Consider the following 19,460-nt stretch of genomic DNA (forward strand, 5'->3'; position numbering starts at 1 on the left):
GCTTACAGCTTGGCGTCGGCGGCCATCTGCACGTAAGTCGGATCGAAACGCAGCTTGAGATTGGCGGTGTCGCCGCTGGTCACGCCGTTGGCGAAGGACATGCCGACCGCGCTCGGGTCCTTCGCGCCTTCGCCGAGCAGACCATGCTCGAAGGAGAATTCGGCGACCTTGCGCATGGTGTCCGGCAGTTGTTTGCTGGTGGCGAAATTCAGCGCTTCGCTCGGCGTGGCGAACAGTTTTGTGGTGTCCAGTTGCGCCTGGAAGCCGGCGAGATCAGTTCCCGAGGCCTTGGCCATGTGCTCCAGCGCAGCTTTGCTCGCGGCACTTTTCGCGTTCATCAAAGCGACCACTTCGAACCACGCCCCGGTCAGCGCTTTGCCCAGCGCCGGGTTGTCTTTGAGGGTGGCGCTGTTGACCACCATCATGTCCATGATCTCGCCGGGGATCTGGCTGGAATTGAACACTTCGGTGACGCCGGGTTTGGCTTTGATATCCGAGAGCATCGGGTTCCAGGTGGTCACGGCGTTGACGTCGTCGGTGTTGAACGCGGCGGCAATGTCGGCGTCGGAGGTGTTGACCACTTTCAGGTCTTTCTCGGTCAGGTCCACCGAGTCCAGCGCGCGGGCCAGCAGGTAATGGGAGACCGACAGCTCGACCAGATTGACGTCCATGCCTTTCAGATCGGCGACTTTTTTACCTTCGCCTTTGAGCACGATGCCGTCGTTGCCATTGGAGAAATCGCTGACGATCAACGCGGTGCTGTCAACGCCACCGGCAGCGGGAATGGTCAGCGCATCCATGTTGGTCATGGTGCAGCCGTCGAACTGGCCGGCGGTGTACTGGTTGATTGATTCGACGTAGTCGTTGAGCTGCACGACGTCGATCTTGATCCCGTATTTCTTCGCCCATTTGTCGACGATGCCCTGGCTGCCGGCGTATTCCCATGGCATCCAGCCGGCGTAGATCGTCCAGCACACGCTGAAGTGGTCTTTCTGGGCGGCGGAAGATTGCGTGCTGATGAGCGCGGCGAAAGCGGCGGCGAGCAGGGCGGGGAAACGTAGTCGGATCATTGCGGATTCTCCAGTTGATCGAGGGCGGACAGGAAGGCAACGCGGCACCGCGAACGGTGGCTTGTCTCCCGGGCTTTTGTCCCGCCGTGTAACCTCAACTGGAGGTCGCCAACTCTCGGACCAGCCACTCGCGATTGCGAGCCGGAACCCTAGTCAGCCATTGCAAATTGTGGTGCCGCGAACCTGTGATGACTCCTGCACGGGTTTGCTAAAGCGAGAGACGTGCCAAGTCGGGCCGAGGCCTCTGCGGCGGGGATCTGCTGGATTGCCGAGGTGAGCGGGCCGAGCGACAGCGCATCGTGGTGGTGCGTGGTTGCACCGTCATGCAGCGCGGTTACGCTTCACGGGTCGCTGATTTTGCGGATAAACAAGATTTCATGATCACTTGTTTCAACTTGTTGCAGGAACGCACCAGATTCCGAAACCGCTGTCTGATTCTTCGACAGTCACGCAATTGCTGACGGTCGCCTGCCAGCGTCGCTGGTGTGGCCAACCCGCGGTCCAGGAGGCCGCCATGTATCGCCGAATCGTACTGCTTGCCGTGATGCTTTTTTCCCTTGGCGGATGCGTTCCTTATTCCTATGGAGACAGCTACTACAGGTCAGAGGTCTACACATCACCCGCACCGGCCTATTACAGCGGTGGCGGCTCCTATTACCGCAGCGGCGGCACCTATTACACCCAGCCGCGCTACTACCAGCCAGCGCCGCGTTACTACCAGCAACCACGTTATTACCAGGCGCCGCGGCACTACCAACCGGCCCCGCGTTACTACGAAAGCCGTCGCTGGCACGGCAATGATCGCGGACGCTGGGACGGCCACCGTCGCGGCGGTTGGGACAATGACCACCGCGGTCGCGGCAACTATGATCGCCACAGCGGTCGGCGTGACTACAACGGCCGTGGCAACCGCTGGTAAATCTCTGCAATGAACAAGCGGCGCATCAAGCGCCGCTTTTTTTTGCCCGGCGAAAAGTTGTTCCGTTGGCCATCTCCTAGGAGATTCCCGGAAGCGTCCTACAGTTTCATTTCGTGGCGTTTGTTAGCGTTCGTGGATGCCGAACGAGGCGAGCAATCCTCAGCTCGATAGCGGCGAAAAATGGACGTTTAGCGCTATGAAGCTTCTGGTTATTCACCAAAATTTTCCGGGTCAGTTCCGTCATGTGGTGCTGGCGGCGCTGGAGCGCGGTGATGAGGTTATGGCGGTAGGTCGGGACACTGCACCGGGCGTCGCCGGTGTGGAAATCCATCGATATCGAGCGACCAGCCGAGCGCCCGGCAATATTCACCCGTATCTGATCCGCTACGAACAAGCGGTGATCGACGGGCAGAAAGTTTTTGAAATCCTGGGCAGGCTGAAACGTTCGGGCTATCAGCCAGACGTGATTCTTGGTCATCCCGGATGGGGAGAGACGCTGTTTGCCAAGGACGTCTATGCCGATACGCCGCTGATTCACTATTGCGAGTATTACTATCGAGCGCAGGGCGCCGATTGCGGGTTCGACCCTGAATTCCGCCGAGCCGCAAGGGAGTCGTCACGGCTGCGAGTGCTCAACTCGCTGCATCTGTTGAATCTTCAACAATGCGATATCGCAATCGCGCCCACGCAGTGGCAGCGCAGCCTGTTTCCGGCCGCTTACCGGTCGGCGATTCGGGTCATTCACGAAGGTGTGATTCAACGTGCTGACTTGGCGAAAGTCGGGGCAGTCAGATTGCCCAATGGAATCGAGCTCAAAGCCGGACAGCCGATCGTTACCTATGTCGCCAGAAACCTTGAGCCTTATCGCGGCTTTCACAGTTTCATGCGAGCGATCCCGCTTATTCAGGCCGAGTGCCCCGATGCGCAGATCATCGTGGTTGGCGGTGACGGTGTCAGTTATGGGAGTAAGCCGGTCGGGTACCCGGATTGGCGCAGCAGGATGGAGGCGGAGGTCAGTTTCGATCACTCCAGAGTGCATTTCACAGGGAAACTTCCCTACCAGACTTATCGAGCGGTTCTGCAGTGTTCGAAAGTTCATGTCTATTTGACGTATCCGTTTGTCTTGTCGTGGTCGTTACTGGAGGCGATGGCGTCCGGTTGTGTGGTTGTTGCGTCGGATACGGCTCCGGTAAGGGAAGTCATTGTCGAGGGGGCTAATGGAATATTGGTGGATTTCTTTGACCATCAAGAAATTGCCAGAAGTGTAAGCAAGGTTTTGAAGTCGGCAGGTGAGTACGGTGGTCTTGCCAGCGCCGCGAAGTTGACGGCAGGTCGGTTCAGTGTGGAATCGGGCGTGAGCCAATATTTTGAGGTTTTTGCAAGCGCGATATCCGGGCATAGCGACATACCAACCGTTCCGCAGTTTGAGCGGGAGGTTTGAAATGTCCAGGAAGTCGCGTAAGCAGGCGATCAAGTGGTTTAAAAGGTTGTTGAAGTATGGATTGTTCTTTTATGTCTGTTACTGCGTAGCGGAATTTTATATTCGCAAAGAACAAACTGCCGAGTCGGCGGCTATTCACCAGGCAAACGAGAAAGCTTGCCAGAACAAGCTGGCGAGCATGCAGCAAGTGCCGATATTAGGCGGCGCCTATATAGATAAGACGCTGGTCCCTGAGTTTTACGTAGGCATGCCTGAAATGGTCAACAAGAAAGCGTGTCTGGCGATTGCTCTGAAGGGGCTTTTCTGGTGGACCGGGACGGGGCTGCACCGGTACCAGGATCAGCGCGCAGAGTCGATCCCCAAAAGTTGGCGGCTCTATAAATTGAACGCCGGACTTTTTACCAGGAAAGAAACCACCGAACCCCATGAGCGGGGTTATCGGCACGTCAACTGGCCGGATGAGTTGATTGTGAAACTAAAGAATTATCCGGGGCTGGAGATTTGGCTCGATGCACCTCCGCCGCATTTCAAGAATGAAGATTCGGTTAGAACGTTTGTCATTACTGGCTGGCCGCGGCGAGATGGAACCCCTCGGTTGATCAACTGTGACGGCTTGATTCGCCCGGCTTCGGAGGAAAAGCTGACTGACGAGAAACTGGCAAGGTTCAGCAGAACTGAATTGGAAAATCTTGATTTCGGCAAACTGAATTTCTTCTGCGCTATCAATCTGGATAACTTCGACTTCGCTGGTGGGCACGGTGGCGTAAAACTCGGATTAGCGTCATTACGCGAAGCACCTGAGATGCTCAAGTATCTCAGTGGTTATCTTTCACGGGCTGTTATTACAAGGAAGTAACAATGAGTTATGTTTTTAGCGACATGGAAAAATCAGAGATTTTCAACGCGGCTAATATTTGCAAAGGAATGAGGCTGAGCTCAAAACAAATTCAGTACGATGCGCTGAAAATAGCAGGGGCAAGCTGCGCCCCCCTGTACCAAAAGCTATTCGATATTATTGGTGAAAAAGTTTCTGACGTTGTAACTGCCGATAAAGAGGCCGGAGAAGTGCTGAAAAGCGCCAGACTCTGGCTTGCCGTGGCCATTGATGCCAACGGTGGAAACGGTGCCTACTCTGCCCTGATTCGTGGTTACACCTCCCGCCAGGGTGAACTGAGACTGAATACAATTTTCAGTGAAGACCTGATGCAGCTTTCATCCAACCAGGTTGCCGTCAACTTCATCAATACCCTGATCAACGGATCCCTTGCCGGTCAACTGGCACCCTGGACCGTTCCGTCAATCAGCCAGATCGCAGAAATCGACGCCAGCGCGATTGGCGAGGCCCTGTTCAAGGAGGTTTGCGGGGAGGACGACACCGCCGTGAAACGTAACTCCGGTTGGTCTGGAACAGTCGGATTCAGCCTGTTGGGCGGTAAACCTCCCTATGAAACGTGGAGACTGATCTCTGCGGGCGACCCGGATGCGGAAGATGGCGGCCCACCCACTCAGGCAAAACCCAACCGGCTCGACGACTATAAAAACATTCTCTTCGCCATCGACGCCTACAGCGTCGGCCTGCGAGCGGCGATCAGTAATTTCGGCGTCAATCCACTGCAAAGTCTGCTATCGGTCGTACCCGAGCAAATCAACATCGCGCTGGCCAGTGGCAGTGTGAATCCGCTGATTCAGCATGTAGTCAAAGGCACGCCTGTTGCCGCCGTGGTCGAGCTGATCTTGCGCTACGGCCAGAACGAATTTCTCGACATGTTCAAGCGCACTCACGACGGCGATTCTGCTGCCACACCCACCACCAACGACACCTTCGCCAGCAATGCTTACGCCTTCTTCTCGGCATTCTCCCCAGAGCAGTCGCAAAGCATCGTCACCCGGACAATAGGCGAGTTCGGCAATGCCAATGCATGGGCAAAACTGGCAGGCGAGGCGACGCCGCTCGGTCTGGCGTTGCGCAACTCTTTGCAGCAACTCAGTGAAGTCGTCATAGAGCGAGCCGACGGTTATCCCGACCGCAACCTCGAGCTTTACGATCCGCACACTGGCGAAGGCTTTATCACCGCGCAGTGGCTGGCGGACCGTGCGCAGATGCTCGCCCGTTTGATTGCCCGAACCCAAGGCTCGTTTGGCGAACACTCGCTGCAGCAGTTTTCCTACTCCGATCTCGCCTCCGGCAAACAGGCGCCGATGACCACCGGAGTGCTGAACTCGTTGGCCATGTTCGGTGATGACGGCGGGCGATCTTTCGCCGGTGGCGCCAATGCCGATCATCTGTATTGCGGCGAGGGCAATGACTCAATCGATGGGATGGCCGGTCACGATGTAATTGAAGGTGGTCACGGCAATGACTCGCTAACCGGAGGTGACGGCAATGATGAGTTGTACGGGATGGCCGGTGACGATGTTCTGATCGGAGGAAAGGGTAACGACTCCTTGATCGGGGGCGAAGGCAACGACCGTTATGAATTCGCCAGCGGCGATGGCCTCGACGAGATTCTTGATGCCAACGCCGATGGGCAGCTGTGGATCAACGGCGCACCGATTCCCGCACTCAAACGCCGCGCGCCTCTGAGCAACATCTGGTCTACCGAGGATCGGTCCATCACCCTGGCGCTTGTTGAAAACACCCTCAACATCAAATACGGCCAGGGCGATCTGGTGGTGATCAAAAACTTCCAGCCCGGGATGCTTGGCATCCGCCTCCCTGAATACGAGGGGCAGCCGCTCACTGCTGCGGATTTGACGCTTCAGGGCGACTGGAAAGCCAAAGACGCCGATCCCACTGTCCCCGGCGATCAGCCCTCCTTTGATGAGCTGGGCAACGTGGTGCTGCTGCCCAAGGTCAAACAGCGCAACAAGGCCGACGTACTTTACGGTTCCGCCGCAGACGATGTCATTCTCGGCCTGGGCGGTTCTGATCGATTGTTTGGCAAGGCTGGAGACGATCGGTTATTCGGCGACAAGCAGACGACGCTCGAAAAAGCTATGGCCGACGGTGACGCCAAGGGCAAGGCGAATCGCGGAGACTGGCTCGACGGCGGGCAAGGTGACGATTTGCTTATCGGTACGGCATCCCGAGATGTTCTGCTCGGTGGCAATGACCGGGATACCTTGATCGGTGGTGCTGGCGACGATGTGTTATCCGGAGACGAAACCACCGGTGCGCTGGAGCAGGGTTGGGCGGTCAAACACGCTACCGTCACTATTGCTGGCGGTGTGACCAGTCACCGAACGGTCTTTTCAAAGGCCTCGATAAACAGTGCGTCCGAGGGCGGTGACGACGTGCTGTACGGGCAGGGTGGCAAGGACTTTATCGACGGCGGCTGGGGGGAGGACCTGCTTGACGGCGGAGCTGACGACGATTTTCTCAAAGGCGATCAAGGTAACGACACCCTGGCCGGTGGCAGCGGCAACGACGTGATGCTTGGTGACAACCTCGATTGGGGCGGTGGCCTGCCCAGCAGACACCATGGCAACGATGTGCTGGACGGCGGCAGTGGTGATGATTCACTCGGCGGTAACGGTGGCAGCGACGCTTTGTATGGCGGCCCTGGCAACGACATTTTGCAGGGTGATGACGGCGTACTGGACGGCGTCGAAGGCGATGCCGCGCATTTTTTTGGCGATGATCTGCTGGACGGTGGCCTCGGCGATGACACGCTCTGGGGCGGCGGTGGCGATGATCTGCTCTTCGGCGGCGAAGGCCATGACGATCTGATCGGCGATAGCCCTGAGCATTCTGTTCGTTATCACGGTAACGACTTTCTTGATGGCGGTGCGGGGGACGACACCCTGCGAGGCATGGGTGGCGCGGATACGCTGACGGGTGGCGCAGGGGCTGATTTTCTCGATGGCGACGTATCTGACCTGCAACCGGGCGGAAGCAACAATGACGTGCTTCAGGGCGGTGAAGGAAACGATACGTTACAGGGTGGTTTCGGTGCCGACACGCTGTACGGCGGCGCGGGTGACGACATTCTTGCCGGCGATTACGAAAACAGCGCTGAGGCCGAGCAGAATGCCGATTATCTGCACGGTGGCTCAGGCAACGACACGCTGCTCGGAGGCGCTGGCAACGACACCTTGCTGGGCGGGGAAGGGACGGACTACCTTCGCGGCGATTCTGGCGACAACGTGTTTGATGGCGGTCCCGGTGCTGACGTGCTGGATGGCATGGATGGCGCTGACATCTACTATTTCGGCGCTGGCGACGGCCTGGATATCGTCACCGATGCCGGCGGCCGCAACATCATCAGGTTCGGTGCAGGGTTTTGCGCGCAAAGCCTGAAGGCCGACGTTATCGAAGTTACCGTCGGCACGGTGTTGCGACTGGCCAATGGCACGGGCGACGCAATACTCATCAAGAATCACGAGCGGTGGAAGGATTCCACATTCCATTTCAGCGACGGCGTGGTACTGGATTACGCAGATGTCCTGCGCAAAACATTGCCACCGATAGAGACGGCCGAATCACCCGTACCAGAACTTGTCACCGCCCCGGCAACCCCTGAAAGCAAAGTTGCGGATCCGGTGAAGCCAGATGATGTGACCGCTGCGGCGCAAGGCCCAGTGGCATCTGTTCAAACGGTGAACTGGACCGATGAGTTCCTCGCGCAAATCAAGTCAAAACGCTCCGCCCGCAGACACGCCACAGGTTTTACCTTGAATGAGCAAGGCGTCTGGGTGCGCAGCCATATCACTACCAGCGACACCGGTTACACCACTCACACCGAGCTGATCGATGGCAGCGTCGGAGCGGGAGCACTGTCTGAAACGCCGCCATGGATGAAGGTTGATGCAGGGCACGCCGTGGTCAGTGAAAGGCAGTCGACAACCACAACCCGTGTCGAAAATAAACAGGTGAAATCCGAGGGAGCGACAGCCTCTTCAAGTCAGGCGCTTCGCTATTATCGATCCGGCTCGGCCAACGGGTTTTCATTCAATTCGGGCGACGTATTGGTTGAGGACCGAAAGGAATCCGGCGCGCTTGAAGGCTGGTACGTCTATCCGGCGGCAAGCTTCAGTTCGGGCGCAACAGTGCCCAAGGCGTTTCGCTGGGATGTCACAACTGAAACGATCAAACGCAAAATCGTCCATGGCGACGATGCCGGCGGGCGAGTCAACGTCGAAGTGGAAAACGTTTTCCACGGCGGCGCGGGTGATGATCTGATCGTCGCTTATGCAGGCTCCCCACTTGACTACGGCACTGTCGGCGACAGAACACCGGGCGCGTTTTTATCCGCAGGTGCAGGTGACGATACCTTGCTGGGCGCCGAGGGCGCCGACTATCTGGTCAGCGGGGCAGGGGATGACTGGCTTTACGGCGAAGACGGCGCCGACACCTACATCGTGCAAGCGTACGCCGCAGCGACCACCACGATTGCGGATGTGCCGAACCCTGTTTTCCACCGCGCAGAAGTTGGCGCAGCGGAGTGGAAAGACGAGTACGGACTGATCGATGAGGACACGGTCGTTCTTCCAGCAGATGCGCAGCGCGATGCACTGCAATTGAGCTGGGGTGCTGCGCTGATAGAGACCACTCATGTCGAGCTGGAACCCAACCCGGGTCGCGGGGCTTACCGCAACCCGCCGAGAGCGAAAATGCTTCATCCGACACTCGATATCCAATGGGGCGGGACACAGAAAGTCCGCATCGTCTGGCCCCACAGCGGTGAACTTGAGGGCGCCGGTATTGAGCTCGTCAAGTTCGCCGATGGGTCGGTCGCAAGTTTGAAGCAGCTCCTGGAATCAAGTCAGCTGGGACCTGCGCCCGAGACTTCTCATACGGGTGTCATCGTCAACCATCCCACCCGTTCAACTTCCTTGCGAGACGAACGAGCGCTGCCACTCGTGGGCGGTCGCGGCAACGACACGATAAGCGGCGCGGGGGAGATCCGAGGCATGCACGGGAATGACGTGCTCACGGGCAGCCTCGGTGATGATCTGCTGGTGGGTGGGCCGGGCAATGACACGCTGACCGGCGGTGCTGGAAATGATATCTACCGATACGATGGCCTCGGCAGGGACGTAATCATCAACAACGGAGGCGGCCTGGACGGGATCGATTTTTCCGAACGCAGGCTGACGATCGACAACCTGAAGTTTCACCGTGAGCGTGATGATCTGGCGATCGTGGTCGACTACGGCATGGCACCGAAAATCCGGGTTTCCAGTCATTTTGCCGAAGGTGAAAGCGCTATTGGCTTCATAAGAGTCAGCGAAGGAACAGCGATTCAAGACTACAGCGCAAGGCAAATTGCTGAACGTCTGCACCCGCTTCCGCCACTGAGAGATGTCGAAGACATTTTGATAAAGGGCGACGATGAAGCGCAGCGGGCCATGAAGGAATTCATTGAGTTCTACGGACTGAATGTCTGACAAGACGACCGATTGAGCCGGCCCGCGAAGGCAATCCAGTCGCCATCGCGGGCCTCGCGCCACTTCAATACTGGGTCAGATCCGCCAACGGATGCCGTCCCTCCCAGACCTTATGAAAGTGCGCCTCGACCACCGCATCCGGCACGTTATTGATGTCCGGCCAGTGCCAGTGCGGCTTCTGATCCTTGTCGATCAACCGTGCACGCACGCCTTCGCTGAATTCCGGATGACGGCAGCAATTGAGGCTCAGGGTGTATTCCATCTGGAAAACTTCGGCCAGCGACATGTGCCGCGCGCGGCTGATCTGTTCCCAGACCAGATGCGCGGTCAGTGGCGAGCCCTCGGTCATGGTTTTCGCCGCACGGGCGATCAATGGATCGCTGCTGTCGCGGTGCAGGCTGATGGCTTTCCACGCGCAGGCTACGTCGCTGACATCGAGCAGTTCGTCGATCTGCTGACGACGCGGCAGCCACTGCGCTTCGGGCATTTGCTCAAGTGCTTCCTGCTGCAGAGCCTTGAGCAGGCTGTTGAGCTGCATGGCGGTCTGTTCCTGCCAGTTCAATTGCAGCAGGCCTTCGATCAATTGCGGTTGCTGTTCGTCGAGCAGGAAGCGATCGGCCAGATCCAGATCCAGCGCATCACGGCCGTTGATGTGCGCGCCGGTCAGGCCGAGAAACAAGCCGAGCTTGCCCGGCAATCGGGCGAGAAACCAACTGGCGCCGACGTCCGGATACAGTCCAATAGTGATTTCCGGCATCGCCAGACGGCTGCTCGGCGTGACGATCCGCGTGCTGGCGCCCTGCAACAGGCCCATGCCGCCACCGAGCACATAACCGTGACCCCAGCAGATCAGCGGCTTGGGATAGGTATGCAGGCTGTAATCGAGGCGATATTCCGCGCTGAAAAACTGCGCGGCCAACGGCGGGACTTCGCCGGGGTGAGCGCGGCAGGCTTCGACCAGGCTGCGCACCTCACCGCCGGCGCAGAAGGCTTTGGCGCCGTTGCCGCGCAGCAGCACGCAGACGATTTGCGGGTCATTGGCCCAGGCGTTCAATTTGTCGCTGAGGGCGTTGATCATCGACAGTGACAGCGCGTTCAACGATTTTTCGGCATCCAGGCTGGCGATGCCGATGCGTGCGCCGTCGGTGCCGGTAAGTTCTTCGAAGTGCAGATTCATCGTGACCTCGATCGGAAATTTGAGCGATCAGTATGATCGCTATGGGGAAAGTGCCGGATCTGCGTCAGATCAATTGACAAGCGTGGTCGGCTTTCCTAGGGTTCGCCCCATTGTTTTTGCCGGAAATGACCATGACTGCTGACGACCGTATCAAACTCGAACCGAGCTGGAAGGAGGCACTGCGTGCTGAGTTCGACCAGCCTTACATGGCAGAGTTGCGCAGCTTTCTGCAGCAGGAGCGGGCAGCCGGCAAGGAGATCTATCCGCCGGGACCGCTGATTTTCAACGCACTGAACTCAACGCCGCTGGACAAGGTGAAAGTGGTGATCCTCGGCCAAGACCCGTACCACGGCCCGGGCCAGGCCCACGGTCTGTGTTTCTCGGTGCAACCGGGCGTGCCGGCGCCGCCGTCGCTGGTCAACATCTATAAAGAGCTGAAACGCGACCTCAATATCGACATTCCCAACCACGGCTACCTGCAGAGCTGGGCCGAACAGGGCGTGCTGCTGCTCAACACCACCATGACGGTTGAGCGCGCCAACGCCAACGCGCACAAGGACAAGGGCTGGCAACACTTCACCGACCGCATCATTGAGGTGGTCAGCGAGCGGCAGCCGCATCTGGTGTTCATGCTCTGGGGCGCCCATGCGCAGAGCAAGCAGAAGCTGATCGACGCGACCAAGCACCTGGTGCTGACCTCGGTGCATCCGTCGCCGTTGTCGGCCTATCGCGGGTTTTTGGGCTGTGGGCATTTCAGCCGGACCAACAAGTTTCTCGAACAGAATGGCGAAACGCCGATCGACTGGCGCTTGCCACCGATTTGATGTGTCGACCGGGTTGGCCCCTTCGCGAGCAGGCTCGCTCCCACAGGAATTGTGTGCAAGCCACAAACCCCCTGTGGGAGCGAGCCTGCTCGCGAAAAGAGCGACCCGATCTCGCAGACTTAGGCGGGATGACGATTCCAGTACTTGAACAACGGCTCCGCCAGAAACAGCACAAACAACAGCCGCATCACCTGCATCGCCGTCACCAGCGGCACCGACAGTTGCAGGGTCTCCGCCGTCAGGCTCATCTCGGCGATCCCGCCCGGCATCATGCCCAGGGTCAGCGAACGCAGATCCAGATGGGTCAATGCACTCAAGCCCAGCGCCGCCAGCGACGCGATCAACATGGTCAGCGCCGTGCCGATCAACGTCCGGCCCATGAACGACGGCGCGCGGCGGAAGAACTGCCGATTGAAGTGACAGCCCAGACCGCTGCCAATCAGCCATTGGCCGATCTGACTGCCGCCATTGGGCAAACCGATGTGCAGATCCCACGTAATGCTCACCGCCGCACTGACCAGTAATGGCCCGAACAGCCATGGATTGGGTTGGCGCAGACGCTGCCAGAGCCAGGCCAGCAGGGCGCCCGCCGGAAACAGAATCGCCAGCCAGCGCCAATCGACACTGCCGGCGTGAGAAATCGGCGTGCCGTCACCGAGCAGATACTTGAACGCCGCCGGCACGCACAACACCACCACCAACACCCGCAGACTCTGCCCGGCCGCGACATGGCTGAGCAGTGCACCGTTACGCGCGCCGAGGTTGACCATCTCCCCGGAACCACCGGGCATGCTTGAGAAAAAAGCCGTGGCGCGATCCTCGCCGGTGCGGCGCATCAGCCACACGCCGACCACCGCCGACAGGCTGGTGACCAATGCACCGAAGAAGATCAATCCGAAATGACTGAGCACCTGTTCCATCACCAGCGGGGTGAAGTGCAGGCCGATACCGATGCCGACGATCCACTGGCCGCACTTGCGCCCGCCAGGGATTTCCGCCAGTTGCCACGGCGTCAGGCAGCGCACCAGGATGATCGCCAGCAACGAGCCGACCATCCACGGTAGCGGCCAGCCGATCTGACTGGCGATGAAACCGCCAAGCAGACCGACCAGCGGGGTGCCCCACCAGGCTTTCAGGGACAAGCGATCAAACATCGGCAATGACGCGCCGTGCCGCCGAACGTTTACGCCAGATGCGAATCAGCGGCATCAGCAGCATGATCGCGGTGAGGATCCAGCAACCGAAGGTGATCGGACTCGACCAGAGAATCTCCAGCGCGCCATTGGAGATCGACAGCGCGCGACGCAGGTTCTGCTCCATCAGGCCACCGAGGATGAAGCCCAGCAGCAGTGGCGACAGCGGGAAATCCAGCTTGCGCAGGATGTAACCGAAGATGCCGATACCGATCATCAGGAACAGATCGAAGGTGGTCGCGTGCACCGCGTAAACGCCGATCCCGGTGATGATCGCGATGATCGGCACCAGCGCCCAGTTCGGCACGGCGAGGATGCGGGTGAATACGCGGATCATCGGGATGTTGAGGATCACCAGCATCACGTTGGCGATGAACAACGACGCGATCAGACCCCAGACGATGTCCGGTTGCTGTTGGAACAGCAGTGGGCCCGGGGTGATGTTGTACAGCGACAGCGCGCCGATCATCACCGCGGTGGTGCCCGAACCCGGAACGCCGAGGGTCAGCATCGGAACGAGAGCGCCGCACGCCGCGCCGCCGATCGCGGTCTCCGGCGCGGCCAGACCACGCGGATCACCTTCACCGAATTTGCCGCTGGTGCCAGCGATGCGCTTCTCGGTCATGTAGGCCACGGCACTGGCGAGCGTTGCGCCGGCACCGGGCAGCACGCCCATGATGAAACCGAGCACGCCGCAGCGCACGTTGACGACGAAAACCGACGCCGCTTCCTTGAAGTTGAACATCATCCGGCCGGTGGCTTTCATCGCTTCCTGGCCGTGGTGGGTCTTTTCCAGCAGCAGAAGGATTTCGCTGATCGAGAACAGACCCAGCACCAGCACGACGAACTGGATGCCGTCGGTCAGGTGAATGTTGTCGCCGGTGAAACGGTACACGCCACTGTTGGCGTCGATGCCGACGGTGGAAAGGAACAGACCGATCAGCGCCGCAATAAAGGTCTTCAGCGGTCGATCACCAGCCATGCCGCCGAGACAGACAATCGCGAACACCATCAACACGAAGTATTCCGCCGGTCCGAAGGCAATCGCCCATTTCGCCAGCAGCGGCGCAAACAGCACCATGCCGCAGGTGGCGATGAACGCGCCGATGAACGAACTCCACGCCGACAGCGACAGTGCCACACCGGCCATGCCTTTGCGGGCCATCGGGTAGCCGTCGAGGGTGGTCATTACAGTCGAGGCTTCACCCGGAATGTTCAGCAGGATCGAGCTGATCCGGCCGCCGTATTCGCAGCCCAGATACACCGCCGCGAGCAGGATCAACGCCGACTCCGGCGGCAGGCCGAGTGCGAACGCGATCGGAATCAGCAACGCCACGCCGTTGATCGGACCGAGGCCCGGCAGCAGGCCGACGACGGTGCCGATCAGGGTGCCGCACAGTGCGGTCACCAGGTTGTACGGGCTCAGCGCGACGCCGAAGCCCTGACCCAAATAGCCAAGGGTATCCATATCAGTTCTCCAGGACGCTGAGCAGGCCGAGGGGCAGCGGAACATCCATCAAGCGATCGAACAGCAGATAGAGACCAACCGCCATCAGGCTGATGATCACCACGCTCGGCAGCCAGCGGCCGCCATAGAGACGGGCCATCGGTACGCCGGTAATGATGCTGGCCACGATGAAGCCAAGGGGTTCGAAGGTGCCGGCAAACACCAGCAACAACACCACGCACAGACCGATCTTGGTCAGGGTTTCGCGATCCAGCGGCGGCTCATCCGGGTTGTGTTTGATCGGCGCCGGGCGAAACACCATGTACAGCAGCGCCAGCCCCATCAGGCCGAGCATCAGCAGCGGAAAGGCGCGCGGGCCGACCGGTTCATAGGAAAAAGCCGCTTGGTACGGCCACGCCATCAGTGCCAGGCCGGCACACACCAGCAGTAACACCGAGGCGAAAATGCGTTGAATAAGCATGGGAGCTCCTGTGCTGCGTTCCCGCGTAGGAGACGCAGCCACTAGACAGAGACGATCACTGGATCAGGCCGAACTCTTTGGCCAGCACTTTGTAGTCGGCGACCTGCTTCTTCACGTAGGTGTCCAGTTCCGGGCCGGTCATGGCGAACGGGAACAGCTCACGCTGATCGCGCAGCTTGGCGAACTCGTCGGAAGCCAGCAGTTTGTCGAACGCGTCTTTCCACCAGGCGTAGTCTTCATCGCTGACTTTTGGCCCGAGGTAGAAGCCACGCACGACCGGCCAGACGATGTCATAGCCTTGCTCGCGAGCGGTCGGGATGTCTTTCATTTCCGGTTCGTCGAGACGCTTGTCCGAGAACACCGCGAGCAGACGCATGTCGCCGCTCTGGATGTGCGGCATGGAGTCGGAGATGTCGGTACTGCCGACCTGGATGTGGCCGCCGAGCAGGGCCGTGGCGATTTCACCACCGCCTTCGAGTGCCACGTAACGCAGTTCGCGCGGGTTGATCCCGGCAGCCTTGGCGATCAGTGCGGTCTGCATCCAGTCCTGGCTGCCGACGGTGCCGCCGGAGCCGATAACCACCGAGCCTGGATCTTTCTTCAGTGCTTGAACGAGATCGTCGAGGGTCTTGTAGGGCGAATCGCTTTTCACCGCGATGGCGCCGTAGCTGGTGCCGACGGCCGCGAGCCAGCGCACGTTGGTTTCATCGAAGCGGCCGAACTTGCCCTGGGCCAGGTTCAACAGCGAACCGCTCGACCACGCCACCAGCGTGCCGGCATCTGCCGGACGTTGCGCCACTACTGCGTTGTACGCCACCGCGCCGACACCGCCGGGCATGTAGGTCACGCGCATCGGTTTGCTCAACAGCTTCTGGTTGACCAGTGCGCTCTGCACCAGTTTGCAGGTCAGGTCGAAACCACCGCCGGGGGAGGCGGGGGCGATGCATTCCGGACGTTTCGGCTCGGCCATGAGTTGGCCGGCAAACAGCATCGCGCCAGCGGCGAGAGCAACTTTACGCAGTGATACGTTCATTTGAGTCTCCAGAGGAGTTGTTGTTATGGATGGACCGAATGACCAAAGGGCAACGCGAAAACCTAGCGGCAGGCGCAGTTTTCTCGCGGCGCGCGCGCAACGACTGAAACAACGGAGGGGAAACAGGACTGCGGCGAGAAGCCGACGGTGCAACGGTGGAATCGAGCAAGGCGAGCAGGCATTACAGCCTTGGTGCGCATGGAGGGCATGCTGGGGTACTCCGTTATTGTTCTTATGAGTCGAAAACGCTTCATGGCGTTTTGCGTTGCGCTGTGTGGCGGCAGCGGCGACAGTCGAAACTGTCCGTGGGCCGACTCTAACCGGCTAACCTTTCAACAACCTTTCAATTGTCTTTCACGGTTTTTCGGGCTTCACAGCGGCGGTTGCGGCTGTAAACTCCGCGACAAAGCGTGGCGTCGGCCAACCCTGAACGAGGTAAAAATCCATGCGTGTCCTGCTCGTCGAAGACCATTTGCAACTGGCCGAAAGCGTGGCTCAGGCGCTCAAGAGCACCGGTCTGACGGTGGATGTGTTGCACGATGGCGTGGCCGCCGACCTGGCGCTGGGCAGTGAGGAATACGCCGTGGCGATCCTCGACGTCGGCCTGCCGCGCATGGACGGTTTCGAGGTGCTGGCGCGGCTGCGTGCACGGGGCAAGAACCTGCCGGTGTTGATGCTGACCGCGCGTAGTGACGTGAAAGATCGCGTGCATGGCCTCAATCTCGGTGCTGACGACTACCTGGCCAAGCCGTTCGAATTGACGGAACTGGAAGCGCGGGTCAAAGCCTTGCTGCGCCGCAGTGTCCTGGGCGGCGAGCGTCAGCAGCGCTGTGGTGTGCTGGCTTACGACCTCGACACAAGGCGCTTCACCCTCGGCGACGAACTGCTGACCCTCACGTCGCGCGAGCAAGCTGTCCTGGAAGCGTTGATCGCGCGGCCGGGGCGAGTAATGAGCAAAGAGCAACTGGCCGCGCAGGTGTTCGGCCTCGACGAAGAAGCCAGCCCCGACGCCATCGAAATCTACGTGCACCGCTTGCGCAAGAAGCTCGATGGCCAGCCCGTGGCCATCGTCACCTTCCGTGGCCTCGGCTATCTGCTGGAAAGCCGCGATGCATAAGCCCAGCAGCCTGCGCTGGCGGTTGCTGTGGAACCTTGGATGGTTGCTGGTGGTGCTGATGCTCGCCAGTGGTTTGAGCGCTTACTGGAACGGTCGCGAGGCCGCCGACACCGCGTATGACCGCACGCTGCTGGCCTCGGCACGCACCATCGCTGCCGGGTTGTCGCAGCGTGATGGCAGCCTCAGCGCCGATGTGCCTTACGTGGCGCTGGACACCTTCGCCTACGACAGCGCCGGGCGCATCTATTACCAGGTCAACGACATTCACCAGAAGCTGATTTCCGGCTACGAAAATCTTCCCGGGCCACCGCCCGGCACGCCGCGCACCGACAGCTATCCGGCGCTCGCGCGCTTTTACAACGCGAAGTACAACGGCCAGAACGTGCGTGTGGTCAGCCTGCTCAAGGCCGTAAGCGAGCCGAACATGAACGGCATGGCGGAGATCCGCGTGGCTGAAACCGACGAAGCGCGGGTCAGCATGGCGCGCAGTCTGGCGGCCGATACGTTGCTGCGCCTGGGCATGCTGGCCGTGGGTGCATTGCTGCTGGTGTGGTTCGCGGTGAGTGCGGCGTTGCGGCCGCTGGAGCGGTTAAGAACCGCTGTTGAGGAACGCCAGCCCGACGACTTGCGGCCGCTGCCGCTGGTGGAAGTGCAGCATGAACTGGGACCCTTGGTCCGCGCGCTCAATCATTTCACCGAAAGGCTACGCGGCCAGTTCGAGCGGCAGGCGCAGTTCATCGCCGATGCCGCTCACGAGTTGCGCACGCCGTTGGCGGCACTGAAAGCTCGGCTGGAATTGGGCCTGCGCTCGAACGAGCCGGAGACTTGGCGCACCACGCTGGAATCATCCGCACAAAGCACCGATCGCCTGACCCATCTGGCCAATCAGCTGCTGTCGCTGGCCCGGGTCGAAAACGGTGCGCGGGCGATTGCCGAGGGCGGCGCGCAGTTGCTCGATCTGAGCCAGTTGGCCCGAGAGCTGGGCATGGCTATGGCGCCTTTGGCGCACAAGCGCGGCGTGGCGCTGGCGCTTGAAGCGGATGAACCGGTGTGGCTGCGCGGTGAGCCGACGCTGCTCAATGAACTGTTGAGCAATCTGGTCGACAACGCGCTGGCGCATACGCCACCAGGCGGCAATGTGATTTTGCGGGTGACGGCGCCGGCGGTGCTTGAGGTTGAGGACGACGGGCCCGGGATCCCGCTGCATGAGCGCGATCGGGTGTTCGAGCGGTTTTACCGGCGTAATCAGCAGGTCGCCGGTTCAGGTCTGGGCTTGGCGATTGTCGGCGAGATTTGTCGTGCGCATCTGGCGCAGATCACCCTGCATGATGGCGAGCAGGCAGGGTTGAAGGTGCGGGTCAGTTTTATTGCCGGGTGATACTTTTGTGGCGAGGAGTTTTTGTGGTGAGGGGATTTATCCCCGCTCGGCTGCGCAGCAGTCGCAGTTCAGCGATCACAATCTATCTGGAAAAAACCGGGTCGCAGAGTTCAGGGTCGCTTCGCAACCCAGCGGGGATAAATCCCCTCACCGCAGGTCAGTAGAACATCGACCGCGATTCTTCCAGATCCGCGCAAAATTGCTTGTTCTCCGGGTCAATCCCCAGCTTCCTGAACGCCGGCACACTGAGCGGATCAATCCGCGCAAACGGATGATCGGTGTCCTTGCGGCAATACAAATTGGCCACCTGCACGACATCGACGTAATCGATGCGCGTCGAGTCGCGGCTGAAGTCTTGATACAGCAATGGCAAATGCACCAGGCGCTCGGGAAACTCCCAGACCCGCAGCAATTTCTCGCCGAGCAATGGGTGAATCTGCTCGATCACATGGGTCAGGCTGACCGCATCGGAGAGCAGTTCATTGTGGTCTTCGGCGTAAGTCAGAATCGGCAGCACGCCAATCTGATGCACCAGCCCGCCGAGTGCCGCCTGATCGGGTTTGAGCTGAGTGTGACGACGACACAGGGCATAGCTGACGCCAGCGATTTCCAGACTGCTGCGCCAGACTTCGCGCATCTTCTGTTCGACCACTTCGGAGCGGGCATTGAAGATCTGCTCCATCACCAGACCGATCGCCAGGTTGCTGCTGTAGTTGATGCCCAAACGGGTGATGGCGGTGTGCAGGTCGGTGACTTCCTGGGCAGCGCGCAGCAGCGGACTGTTGACCACTTTGATCAGGCGCGCCGACAGCGCGGTGTCGCGGCCGATGACTTTGCTCAGATCGCTGACGCTGATTTCCGGATCCTCGGCGGCCTTGCGAATCTGCAGGGCCACTTCCGGCAACGTTGGCAGAACCAGGTCATCGTTATCGATGGCCGCAACCAAATCCTGTTGGACCTTTTCCGCCAGTTCGCTCATTTGGACTCTCT

At 59.7% G+C, this 19,460-nt stretch carries 14 protein-coding genes and 1 riboswitch; of the genes, 7 read left to right on the plus strand and 7 right to left on the minus strand.

The genetic code is table 11. From position 1 onward, the window contains the following. Nucleotides 1–2 precede the first annotated feature (2 nt). Nucleotides 3–1,070: a putative urea ABC transporter substrate-binding protein gene (locus AB4N73_RS01690; RefSeq protein ID WP_095180593.1), complete on the minus strand. Its 1,068-nt coding sequence runs from the start codon at nt 1,068–1,070 to the stop codon at nt 3–5. A gap of 63 nt (nt 1,071–1,133) precedes the next feature. Next, nucleotides 1,134–1,234: riboswitch (guanidine-I (ykkC/yxkD leader) on the minus strand. 350 nt (nt 1,235–1,584) lie between these two features. On the opposite strand from AB4N73_RS01690, the gene AB4N73_RS01695 reads away from it, so the two are divergent. The 4 genes from AB4N73_RS01695 to AB4N73_RS01710 all read left to right on the plus strand — a co-directional run bounded on the left by AB4N73_RS01695 (nt 1,585) and on the right by AB4N73_RS01710 (nt 9,820). Beyond that, nucleotides 1,585–1,989 carry a hypothetical protein gene (locus AB4N73_RS01695; RefSeq protein WP_039760873.1) on the plus strand — a complete coding sequence of 135 codons (405 nt, stop codon included), beginning with the start codon at nt 1,585–1,587 and terminating at the stop codon, nt 1,987–1,989. A gap of 196 nt (nt 1,990–2,185) precedes the next feature. Beyond that, nucleotides 2,186–3,430: a glycosyltransferase family 4 protein gene (locus AB4N73_RS01700; RefSeq protein WP_252868941.1), complete on the plus strand. Its 1,245-nt coding sequence runs from the start codon at nt 2,186–2,188 to the stop codon at nt 3,428–3,430. A gap of 1 nt (nt 3,431) precedes the next feature. Next, complete coding sequence (locus AB4N73_RS01705) at nt 3,432–4,286, plus strand: hypothetical protein (protein ID WP_217852417.1); 855 nt, start codon at nt 3,432–3,434, stop codon at nt 4,284–4,286. Between the two features lie 2 nt (nt 4,287–4,288). After that, on the plus strand, nt 4,289–9,820 hold the full coding sequence (locus AB4N73_RS01710; RefSeq protein WP_460142862.1) for a calcium-binding protein: 5,532 nt from the start codon (nt 4,289–4,291) through the stop codon (nt 9,818–9,820). Nucleotides 9,821–9,884: 64 nt separating this feature from the next. On the opposite strand, the gene AB4N73_RS01715 is transcribed toward AB4N73_RS01710, so the two are convergent. Beyond that, nucleotides 9,885–10,997: an enoyl-CoA hydratase/isomerase family protein gene (locus AB4N73_RS01715; RefSeq protein ID WP_460142863.1), complete on the minus strand. Its 1,113-nt coding sequence runs from the start codon at nt 10,995–10,997 to the stop codon at nt 9,885–9,887. A gap of 131 nt (nt 10,998–11,128) precedes the next feature. Here AB4N73_RS01715 and ung point away from each other — a divergent pair, with 131 nt between their 5' ends. After that, nucleotides 11,129–11,821 (plus strand): uracil-DNA glycosylase, encoded by a 693-nt coding sequence (gene ung / locus AB4N73_RS01720; RefSeq protein ID WP_252877641.1) that lies wholly within the window; start codon nt 11,129–11,131, stop codon nt 11,819–11,821. Between the two features lie 119 nt (nt 11,822–11,940). Here ung and AB4N73_RS01725 read toward each other — a convergent pair whose 3' ends face one another. Genes AB4N73_RS01725 through AB4N73_RS01740 form a run of 4 tightly spaced genes read right to left on the minus strand, consistent with a single transcriptional unit; the run spans nt 11,941 to nt 15,975 of the window. Then, entirely contained in the window at nt 11,941–12,975 is a 1,035-nt protein-coding gene (locus AB4N73_RS01725) for an AbrB family transcriptional regulator (protein ID WP_056783516.1), read from the minus strand. After that, complete coding sequence (locus AB4N73_RS01730; RefSeq protein ID WP_460142864.1) at nt 12,968–14,482, minus strand: tripartite tricarboxylate transporter permease; 1,515 nt, start codon at nt 14,480–14,482, stop codon at nt 12,968–12,970. The genes AB4N73_RS01725 and AB4N73_RS01730 overlap by 8 nt, the downstream gene beginning before the upstream one ends. Before the next feature lies 1 nt (nt 14,483). Further along, nucleotides 14,484–14,942, minus strand: coding sequence for a tripartite tricarboxylate transporter TctB family protein (locus AB4N73_RS01735; RefSeq protein WP_016771276.1), 459 nt, complete (start codon nt 14,940–14,942; stop codon nt 14,484–14,486). Between the two features lie 55 nt (nt 14,943–14,997). Next, a complete protein-coding gene (locus tag AB4N73_RS01740) occupies nt 14,998–15,975 on the minus strand; it encodes a Bug family tripartite tricarboxylate transporter substrate binding protein (RefSeq protein WP_016771275.1) in 978 nt (325 codons plus the stop codon). Nucleotides 15,976–16,420: 445 nt separating this feature from the next. On the opposite strand from AB4N73_RS01740, the gene AB4N73_RS01745 reads away from it, so the two are divergent. After that, nucleotides 16,421–17,092, plus strand: a complete 672-nt coding sequence (locus tag AB4N73_RS01745; RefSeq protein WP_024011992.1) for a response regulator — start codon at nt 16,421–16,423, stop codon at nt 17,090–17,092. Further along, nucleotides 17,085–18,470: a sensor histidine kinase gene (locus AB4N73_RS01750; RefSeq protein WP_039760888.1), complete on the plus strand. Its 1,386-nt coding sequence runs from the start codon at nt 17,085–17,087 to the stop codon at nt 18,468–18,470. The genes AB4N73_RS01745 and AB4N73_RS01750 overlap by 8 nt, the downstream gene beginning before the upstream one ends. A gap of 157 nt (nt 18,471–18,627) precedes the next feature. On the opposite strand, the gene AB4N73_RS01755 is transcribed toward AB4N73_RS01750, so the two are convergent. Further along, on the minus strand, nt 18,628–19,449 hold the full coding sequence (locus AB4N73_RS01755; RefSeq protein ID WP_041478868.1) for an HDOD domain-containing protein: 822 nt from the start codon (nt 19,447–19,449) through the stop codon (nt 18,628–18,630). Nucleotides 19,450–19,460 lie beyond the last annotated feature (11 nt).

It is taken from the genome of Pseudomonas sp. S3_B08, from assembly GCF_054667725.1.

Coding starts and splice junctions, on each gene's coding strand:
- AB4N73_RS01690 (WP_095180593.1), bottom strand. CDS start 1,070: ATGATCCGACTACGTTTCCCCGCCCTGCTCGCCGCCGCTTTCGCCGCG.
- AB4N73_RS01695 (WP_039760873.1), top strand. CDS start 1,585: ATGTATCGCCGAATCGTACTGCTTGCCGTGATGCTTTTTTCCCTTGGC.
- AB4N73_RS01700 (WP_252868941.1), top strand. CDS start 2,186: ATGAAGCTTCTGGTTATTCACCAAAATTTTCCGGGTCAGTTCCGTCAT.
- AB4N73_RS01705 (WP_217852417.1), top strand. CDS start 3,432: ATGTCCAGGAAGTCGCGTAAGCAGGCGATCAAGTGGTTTAAAAGGTTG.
- AB4N73_RS01710 (WP_460142862.1), top strand. CDS start 4,289: ATGAGTTATGTTTTTAGCGACATGGAAAAATCAGAGATTTTCAACGCG.
- AB4N73_RS01715 (WP_460142863.1), bottom strand. CDS start 10,997: ATGAATCTGCACTTCGAAGAACTTACCGGCACCGACGGCGCACGCATC.
- ung (WP_252877641.1), top strand. CDS start 11,129: ATGACTGCTGACGACCGTATCAAACTCGAACCGAGCTGGAAGGAGGCA.
- AB4N73_RS01725 (WP_056783516.1), bottom strand. CDS start 12,975: ATGTTTGATCGCTTGTCCCTGAAAGCCTGGTGGGGCACCCCGCTGGTC.
- AB4N73_RS01730 (WP_460142864.1), bottom strand. CDS start 14,482: ATGGATACCCTTGGCTATTTGGGTCAGGGCTTCGGCGTCGCGCTGAGC.
- AB4N73_RS01735 (WP_016771276.1), bottom strand. CDS start 14,942: ATGCTTATTCAACGCATTTTCGCCTCGGTGTTACTGCTGGTGTGTGCC.
- AB4N73_RS01740 (WP_016771275.1), bottom strand. CDS start 15,975: ATGAACGTATCACTGCGTAAAGTTGCTCTCGCCGCTGGCGCGATGCTG.
- AB4N73_RS01745 (WP_024011992.1), top strand. CDS start 16,421: ATGCGTGTCCTGCTCGTCGAAGACCATTTGCAACTGGCCGAAAGCGTG.
- AB4N73_RS01750 (WP_039760888.1), top strand. CDS start 17,085: ATGCATAAGCCCAGCAGCCTGCGCTGGCGGTTGCTGTGGAACCTTGGA.
- AB4N73_RS01755 (WP_041478868.1), bottom strand. CDS start 19,449: ATGAGCGAACTGGCGGAAAAGGTCCAACAGGATTTGGTTGCGGCCATC.